The following is an 8860-nucleotide window of genomic DNA, read 5'->3' as shown; positions in this document are numbered from 1 at the left end:
AATGGACGCCTCTGCGCTCTGTGTAAAACGGGAGGCCGCCCTGGCGACCTCATCTTCACACGACCAATTCGTACCTTTTTCGTGCGCATCGCAACCTCTTATCCGGAGGTGTTGCGACGATCGGTTGAATTCACCCAATATGTCAGTGCRCGCTACCGGGCAGCGCTGGCCAACTATGGCTTGCTCGGCTCCATGAGCGCGCCAGCCAATCCCTATGACAACGCGCAGGCGGAGAGCTTCATGAAGACGCTCAAGGTCGAAGAGGTCTATTTGGGGGCCTACGAGAGCTTTGCCGATGTGGCGGCACGGCTGCCCGTGTTCATTGAGGACGTTTACAACGCCAAGCGCATGCACTCCGCGCTTGACTATCTATCCCCTAATCAGTACGAACGAAATCTCGTCCAGCAGGCGTCTTAATCTCCGATCTGCCTCTGGTCCAGAGCGAGGGGCTCACTCCACACCATAGGTGATGCGCAATTTGCGGGCATTGGGACGAGGCGAGGGAGCAGCCCATGCAATGGCCATGGGTGTCTGGCGGGAAGCGTTTCAGCTCGAATTTTTACGCAACCGTCTCATCCTCGGGGGTGAAGTTTAAAAGAAGATGTCCCGGCTTAATTGTTGGGCTACTTACCGCGACCGTCAGCCCGGCTTTTCCACTTCATCATGATCTGAGCAAAGAGCAGATGCGTAGGCACGCACGTCATGGCTTTATTCGTGGAGGCCTGCCAATGGGCATCATTGCGAATGGTGGCACTGACGTCTTTGACGCTCTGTTTGTAGGCAGCGATGAGTGCAGCGTCTCCCTGCAACTCTTCTTCCGCTAGTCGCTTGAATGCCACAAGCTGCTCCGCGGGAATGCTGCATGCCTCTTTGCCAATCGCATATTGACCACCAAGCTGCTTGGCGCGATCAATATCCGTTAAAGGCTCGCTGGCAAAGCCATACGAGCTAAAAAGCGCCAGAGCAAAGGAGATAGCCACACTGCGCATAGTCAAGAGCCGCGAGATCCGTGCGCGAACGAAGTCCATTTATGCCCCTAATTTATTAATGTTCAAGGCTTCAGCTTACCTGCCAGGGCGTTGGACATGGCATCTCCAATCCCGAGTCCGCTCGATCGGGGTGTATCAGCGACGAGCAAAGCCCTATTCAGGGTGCTCTTCACGTCTATGACGCGCTTCTCTGCGTGGCAAGGACGATAGCGCCCCTGCGTCTGTCGGCAAATTGCCGGAGGGCTCGGTTTTTGGATGCTGTCTTTCATAAGAGGCGGCATCCGTCTCCTCCCTACTTCCATCGGAGAAGGCTCATGGCTATTCCGTATGTGAGGTGGCGCCACTCGGCTTTATGTGAAATTTGCGTGAACAGGTGAAACCCGATTGATGGAGGATCTGCCGCGCTATCTGCATTACTGATGCGAATCAAGACGTCACTGTCACAATTTTTGGCGGGCGCTGCCGTTTCGTCGACGGGGCGCTATAGTTTCCCGCGTCGGAGGGGCCTTCTAGATTAGTAAGAAGGCAATCAAGGGATGGGGGGCATATGGAACCACTACAGGGGCAGACTGCATCTGCAGTCGGTGACGAGCAGTCAGTTTTCCAGAGCAATCTGCCGCTCGCGGAAAAACTAGAGCGGGCGCGAGTCGAGTTGCTCGATTTATCCGCGCGCAATCGGCTACTCAATATGCCCCGAGGTGCCAGGGGCGGCCGCTCGATCGAAATCATTGATGAGAAAGCCGACGAGATTTTTCGTCTGCTCGTCCGAGAGGGAAAGACGTTCACTTTCGTGGCAGGCCGTGCCGCGGAAACCAAAGATCCAGTACCTGGAGGCGCTGACGACACCTCACCCGAACCGGCTGTCCACGCGGATGCAAACAAGATTGCAGCCGAGCCGGACGAGATCGAGGAGTTGGCCCAGCCCGACGACGAGAGCACGGATGAGCGCGGCGTCTTGCGCCGTCACGCCGACACGCGTTTGCAAACACGCCTGACCAGCAAGGGGCTGCAGAAGCGCTTGCTGGAGCTTTATTTGGATGCACATACATTGGAGGAGGAGCAGGGCGTCAACGTGCTCTACTTGGCGATGGGTGCCCTGAAGTGGGTCGATCCCAATAATGCCGAGAACATTCGCTACGCGCCGCTGCTCTTGGTTCCCGTCCAGCTCGATCGCGGTAACGCGGGCGAGCGTTTCAATTTGAAGGTTAGGCAGGAGGACTTTGCGTCGAACCTGTCGCTCGAAGCCTATCTCGATCGCGTGCATGCGCTGCGGATGCCGGCGTTTGAGGCGAACGACACATTCGAGCCGCTTGGTTACATGGAGCTGGTGCGCAAGAGCGTTGAGACGAAGGATACCTGGGAGGTGTTCCCCGACCATATGTCGGTGGGATTCTTTTCCTTTGCAAAGTTCCTGATGTACCGGGACCTGGATCAAACGGTTTGGCCTAAAGGCGCCACGATCAGCGACCACCCACTGGTTCGCTCACTGCTCGCAGATGGTTTTTCTGGCGGTGACGATCTCGCGCACGAAGACGCAAACATCGATGCGCTGATCCCGCCATCGGAGATGCTCCACATACTGGATTGCGACAGCTCGCAGGCGCTGGCGATCCACGAAGTGCGGCGGGGCAAGAACCTGGTTATCCAGGGACCACCGGGAACGGGTAAAAGCCAGACCATCGCGAACATCATTGCCGCTGCAGTCAAAGATGGGAAAAGCGTGCTCTTTGTGGCCGAAAAAATGGCCGCGCTTGATGTCGTCAAGCGCCGTCTCGATGATAAGGGTGTCGGCGATGCTTGCCTGGAACTTCACAGCAGCAAGGCCAACAAGCGCGCGGTGTTGGATGAGCTGCGACGTACGTGGGAATTGGGTGCTCCCAAGGTTGCGGATCCCGGCAGCCTGTTCGCGCGCCTGACCGAGGCGCGCGATAGCCTCAACGCTCATGCTCGCAACCTGCATAGCGTCGATGCACGATCGGGGCTGTCCGCGTTCCAGGTGATCGGGCATTTAGTGCGCCTGCGCGAACAGGGCGAGCGTCCCAACGATATTCAACTGGAGGCCCCGGAGCAGTGGGGTAAGGATGGTTTCGCCACGCGCCAGGATTTGCTGGCGGATCTGGCGGACCGGGTGATCGAGATTGGTCGGCCGGCTGATCACGCCTGGGTAGGCGTGGGACTTGCTGCCATCTCACCAATGGACGCCGAGCGGCTGGTCGCGCGCATTCAGCAGTTGCTGGAGCGGGTTCAGGCATCGCAGCAGCACTTTGCCGTGGCCGCTGCGCTCCTGGAGTGCGAGCCACCGCTTCGCCTGTCCGACGTGCCGCCAATGGTGGAGCTGCTGCAGCGCATCGCGCTGGCGCCTACGCTGTCCGCGTCAGCCATGGGGCATGACGCCTGGCACAACCTCGATGCCATCCGGCAACTGCTCTCGCTGGGCCAACGGTATGCTGCACGGCATGAGGCACTGGCTGGGCAGGTGGTCGAGGCAGCATGGGATGTGGACCTGGGCGATACCCTGCGTGTCTTTACCGAGCTTCCCGAGACATTTAACGCCGAGCAGTTCGAGCATCTCGCTCAGGTGTCCGATGCACTGCCGCGCCTACTGGCCGAAGCGGGGGCGCTCGCGCGGCAACTCGGGCGCGAGCCGGGAACCTCATTTGGCGGCTTCCACACGCTCGCGCGTATCGGTGAGCGCGTAGCATCCGCGCCGCCTGCCAGCCCGGAAACCTTCGCCTCGGACCTCTGGAATGGTGGCGTCGAGCGCGCTGGCGGGCTAGCGCAGGCCGTGGCCGACTTGGAGGCCGCCAAAACCACCATTGGAAGCCAATTGACCGAGATGGCGTGGTCGCTCAGTCTCGCCTCCGCACGTGCAACCTTGGCCGCACGCGGCACGAGCGTCTTTCGTTTTCTGAGTGGTGAGTGGCGCGCCGCCAACCGGTTGGTCGGGTCGGTGCTGGCCACTCCGAATCAGCCATTACCCATCGTGTTGGGATTGCTGGATACCTTGACCAAGGGGCAGGACGCAAAGAAAACGGTCGAGACCGAAGATGCTTTTGGGCGCAGCGCGTTCGGCGACGATTGGCGTGGTGCCAGGTCGCAGTCGGCGCCGCTCCTGGCGTTGGTCGAGTGGATGCGCTCCCTCAAAGGTCTGGGGGCCGAACCCCGGCTGATAGCAGCGCGCAGTCCAGAAAAAACGGAAGTGGCGGCACGTGCCAAGCAACTGTCGTCTACCTGCTTGCAGATCGAACGGGGACTCAAGGCCGTCTGGGAGGATCTGGGGTCCGCGCGGGGCGCGGTCTTCGGCGACGTGGCGGCGGTCGAGCGAGCCGACCTGCATGCGCTACGCGAGCTCGCTGTGCGCTATATGGGAGCCCATGCCACAGCCGGTGCACTTATTCCTGCCGGTGTCGCTGAGGCGGGCAAGGTGCGGATACTGTTGGAAGCGCTGGCCGCTGGTCAACGCGATCGCCAGGCGGTGCGCGACGGCGTGACGCTCGGGCAAGCCGCCTTTGACAAGAATTGGCAGGCAGAACAGTCCGATTGGGCGATGCTCCAATCCGCCGCGGACTGGATCGGGCAAAACCAGGATATCCGGGCATTGGCTGGCCAGGTTGGCGAGCGCGAGCATCTGGTGCCGCGTGCCAAGCTGCTGACGGCCTCTCAGGCGCTCATCCAGACGAGCCTCAAGGTGTTGGCTGATGAACTGCAATTGGACTTGGAGGCATCGATTGGCGGCACGCTCCTCGATGCACGCTTGGAAGTCATCGTATGGCGGCTTGGGCGCTGGAGCAGGGAGCATGAGCAGCTCTCGCGCTGGGTAAACTACCGTGATCGCTCGGCACGGGCGCGCGCCCAAGGCTGCAGTGATCTGGTCGCGCGCCTGGATGATGGGCGACTCGCGCCGCATGCTCTCTCTTCGGCGTTCGAGATGGCTTACTTCGAGGCGATCTATGCGCGCATGGTGCGTCTCGTGCCCGATCTCGCCCGCTTCGATGGAGCCACCCATGGGCGTCTTGTGCAGGAGTTCGTCACGCTAGATCGGCAACGTATTGCCACCGCAAGTGCGGAGGTGGTGCGGGCGCATTACAAGAACGTGCCGGCTCGGGATGGCGGTGCACTGGGGCCGTTGGGGATCTTGCGGGGCGAAATCCAAAAAAAGAAGGGCCACATCTCGTTGCGCAAGCTTGTGGAGCGAGCGGGGCCTGCGTTACGCGCGCTAAAGCCGGTCTTCATGATGAGTCCCTTGTCCGTCGCCCAGTTTCTGGTGCCCGGTGCCATGGAGTTCGACTTGCTGGTGATGGACGAAGCCAGTCAGATTCAGCCGGTCGACGCCTTGGGGGCCATTGCGCGTGCCAAGCAGGTGGTCGTCGTCGGTGATCCCAAGCAGCTGCCGCCCACCGCCTTCTTTGCCAAGATGACCGCGAGCAATGAAGACGAGGACGACGACGGTGCGACGGCAGTCGCTGACATCGAGAGCATCCTGGGGCTGTTCATGGCCCGTGGCTTGCCCACCCGAATGTTGCGCTGGCATTACCGCAGTCGCCACCAGTCCCTAATTGCGGTCAGCAACTGCCAGTTTTATGAGAACAAGCTCTATATCGTGCCAAGTCCCTATACGGCGCAGGGCGGAAGGGGCTTGCGGTTCCACCATATTCATGACGGGTTGTTCGACGCGGGCAACAAGCGCAACAACTTAATTGAAGCGAAAGCGGTGGCCCAGGCGATCATTGCGCACGCGCGCACCTACCCGAAGCTCTCCCTCGGGGTCGCTGCGTTCTCCGCGGCTCAGCGACGGGCCATCATCGATGAACTCGAAGTGTTGCGTCGGGGACTGTCGCCCGAAGTCGAAGCGTTCTTCAATGCACACCGGTCAGAACCGTTCTTCGTCAAAAACCTGGAGAACGTCCAGGGCGATGAACGCGATGTCATCTTTATATCGGTAGGCTACGGTCGCTCGGTGCCGAATGGTCGCGTGCCGATGCGTTTTGGACCCTTGGGGACGGCCGGCGGCGAGCGGCGCCTGAACGTTTTGATCAGTCGTGCCAAGCAGCGGTGCGACGTATTCGCATCGATGACTGATGAGGACATCGATCCTTCCTATGCGGCCGAACGGGCCGGCGTCAATGCGTTTCGGATCTTCCTGCACTACGCCCGCACAGGGCACTTGTCGATGGCGGAGGTCACGGGGCGCGACCATGACAGCGTGTTCGAGGCGCAAGTCGCCAATGCGCTGCGCACACGGGGCTGCCAGGTCCAGGCGCAAGTGGGTTTGGCCGGCTTCTTCATTGATCTGGCCGTCCTCGATGCCGAGCGGCCTGGACGCTTCTTGCTGGGCATCGAATGCGACGGTGCTGCGTACCACAGTGCACGTTCGGCCCGCGATCGAGATCGGCTGCGGCAGGCCATCCTGGAGGAGCATGGCTGGACCATCCATCGGATCTGGAGCACGGACTGGTTCCAGCGCCCGGCCGAGCAACTGGACGTGCTGGTTCGCCGTATTGAAGCGCTGAAGGCCGAGTTCGATGAGCTGCGGGATGATGTTGCGCTCACCGAACAATTGGATGCGGAGGCGCCTTACGTCGAGCGCGAGACGGTGACCGACGAGGAGGACGCTGCCGGGTTCGCCCCCTATGAAGAGGTGACCTTGGTGCGGCCTCACCATCTCGTTGGGGAACTGCATGAGGTACCGCAAGGCGTATTGACGGAGTTGGTCGTCCAGACGGTCCAGGTGGAAGGGCCGGTGCATCGGGACCACGTCATTACTCGGATGCGTGAAGCGTGGGGGCTCAAGCGTGCGGGTGGCCGCATCGAAGATGTGGTTGGGCGATCCATTGAGATGGCCGTCTCGATGGGCCGGATCACCCGCTCGGGCGAGTTTCTGTCGACGCCGGACTGCGTGCCGGTGCCGCGTGATCGTTCTGCGGTCAATGCGATTGCGTTGCGTCGGGCGGAGATGCTGCCGCCGGCAGAGATTGAAGTGGCTGCGCTGCAGCTGATTGAGCGCAGCTATGGTGCAACGCGAGATCAGGTGATTCAGGCGGTGTCGCGCGGATTTGGTATTCGCAACACCAGCAGCCAGGTACGCAGTGTCCTTGAGCAGGCCGTCGATGGAATGATCGCACGGCGGCAATTGAGGGAAGTAGGGGGCGTCCTGACTGCCACGGAAGCGTCACCACCGTCCGTGCAATAGCGCATCTGTTGATGCCTCAGGGTCGCTTAAGCAACACAAGCTGTTGGGTGCGCCCTATGGAGCGCTGCTGGTGCAGTTGGTAGTGAGCTCTGCTTCCTACCCAGAGGGCAGATCTCAGGCCGTAAAGGTTTGACTCGACCGATCGGGGGGGGGGGCTGAGTGACGCGAATAGTCCCCACAGTTGTGCCAACTACAAGGAGTAGTAACTAAAAATGCTTACCTTCAAGACCCAGTTCCCTATCAACAAGAATGCATCCATTGCGGACTTACTCGAGGTCGCCAGAACATGGATAGCCAAGAGTCCGCACTCATCTCTCGCTGATGAGCTTCAGCAAGCCAAGGAATTGGTCGACGAGGGACATTTTTCCTCCGCTAGAGAAAATCTTTCCGTCTCCATCTTGAGTCAACCAGACAAGAAATCATGCGGCGTCCGATGGGAGAACAGTGACCACGATGGTCTGACATGGGTTACCGAGGTCGTTGGTTGTAGAGCGCAGGGCGGCTTCTGGATGTCCATCCTGCTGAATGTAGACGCCGAGCTTCCCGTTGACCGAATCTATCAAGGCAAGCCTCCCTATGTTTTAAAATCTATTATGCAAACGCTCGGCGGTGGCCTGGACGGCCTCCTTGAAGTATCGGACAAGCCGCATAAGCTTGCAGATACTGACGTCGAGCTCGCTGCGCAGCTTATTGCTGGTGATGCGGGCTGTAGCATGCCTGTGGCTTATGTGAGTCTAACCAATATGGGACGACTGCATGTGGATCCGGATCTGCTAGCTAAGCGTCTTGCTGGCATGGCTCATGTCGTCGTCGAACCATCTCGTTCGTTTTCTATCAAGCTTATGCGTGCTTGTTACGCCGAAAATGCTTATGGTGGAGCTGTGGCGTTATATTGGCCTGACGGAATCGGGAAGTTCACGTTTCTTCCCAAGTACGACGATGATGAAGACGCGGCGTCGATGGTCTACGCGATCATCCGTAAGGTGCGCCAATCCCTTTTATCGCAGCGGACGCGTCAGGACTGCAGCTGGTCGCATTTACAGGAGGCTAAGTCACGCGAGCGCGTTGAAGCGCTGCTTAAAAATGGTACGGGTGCTGTGGAAGACTATATCGCGGCATTCGATAGTGAGCTGCGTGCCAAGAACGAACATATCGACCAGCTTGAGCAGGAAAATGCTCGCCTAAGATATAACCCTTTGGCAGGTCGAGTGCGTCGAGATCAGGAGGAAAGTGGCTTCTTGGTTCGGAGTAGCTCAGATGATTTGTATCAAGGCGAGCGCCTTGGTCTAATCATCGAGTTGGTAAATGGCGCGCTCTCACAAATTGATGGGGGGAGCCGGCGGAAAGATGTCCTGTTGGACATTATTTCAAGTAACCAGGTTGTAACCGAGCGCGATGAGCTAATCGAGAGACTGAAGTCTTCGATGCGTGGCTATACAAGCATGACAGGAGCGCTTCGAAGCGATCTCGAGCAGATGGGCTTTGAGGTGCTTGAGGAAGGGAAGCACTACAAGCTTCTTTTTCGCGGCTATTCGGGCCTATCCTAGATTTTGTGTAAACGGGGCATTGGCAGGAAACTGCCATCTGACCCGGAGACACCATGAGTCCACGCAAACACGAAGTGCCCGACGAGCTGCTTAGCAGTCTGTTAGCCAACTATCAGAAGCCCGAAGATCTCGTT

Annotated in this window: 4 protein-coding genes; 3 read left to right on the top strand and 1 reads right to left on the bottom strand. The window is 59.2% G+C overall.

Annotated elements, in window-relative coordinates:
• Positions 1–417 (top strand): transposase (locus tag AB4083_RS22685; protein WP_441610772.1); only part of this gene is annotated, 417 nt, incomplete at its 5' end.
• Positions 418–623: 206 nt separating this feature from the next.
• On the opposite strand, the gene AB4083_RS22680 is transcribed toward AB4083_RS22685, so the two are convergent.
• Positions 624–995 (bottom strand): hypothetical protein, encoded by a 372-nt coding sequence (locus AB4083_RS22680; protein WP_441610771.1) that lies wholly within the window; start codon positions 993–995, stop codon positions 624–626.
• Positions 996–1536: 541 nt separating this feature from the next.
• Here AB4083_RS22680 and AB4083_RS22675 point away from each other — a divergent pair.
• Together AB4083_RS22675 and AB4083_RS22670 are read left to right on the top strand one after the other, a co-directional pair.
• Entirely contained in the window at positions 1537–7179 is a 5643-nt protein-coding gene (locus tag AB4083_RS22675) for a DUF3320 domain-containing protein (RefSeq protein ID WP_441610770.1), read from the top strand.
• 212 nt (positions 7180–7391) lie between these two features.
• Positions 7392–8726: a hypothetical protein gene (locus AB4083_RS22670; RefSeq protein WP_441610769.1), complete on the top strand. Its 1335-nt coding sequence runs from the start codon at positions 7392–7394 to the stop codon at positions 8724–8726.
• Positions 8727–8860: the final 134 nt, after the last annotated feature.

The sequence above is a fragment of the Dyella sp. 2RAB6 genome, assembly GCF_052115385.1.
In the GTDB taxonomy this organism is placed as follows: domain Bacteria; phylum Pseudomonadota; class Gammaproteobacteria; order Xanthomonadales; family Rhodanobacteraceae; genus Dyella_D.
This window is presented reverse-complemented; position numbering and strand designations above follow the sequence as displayed.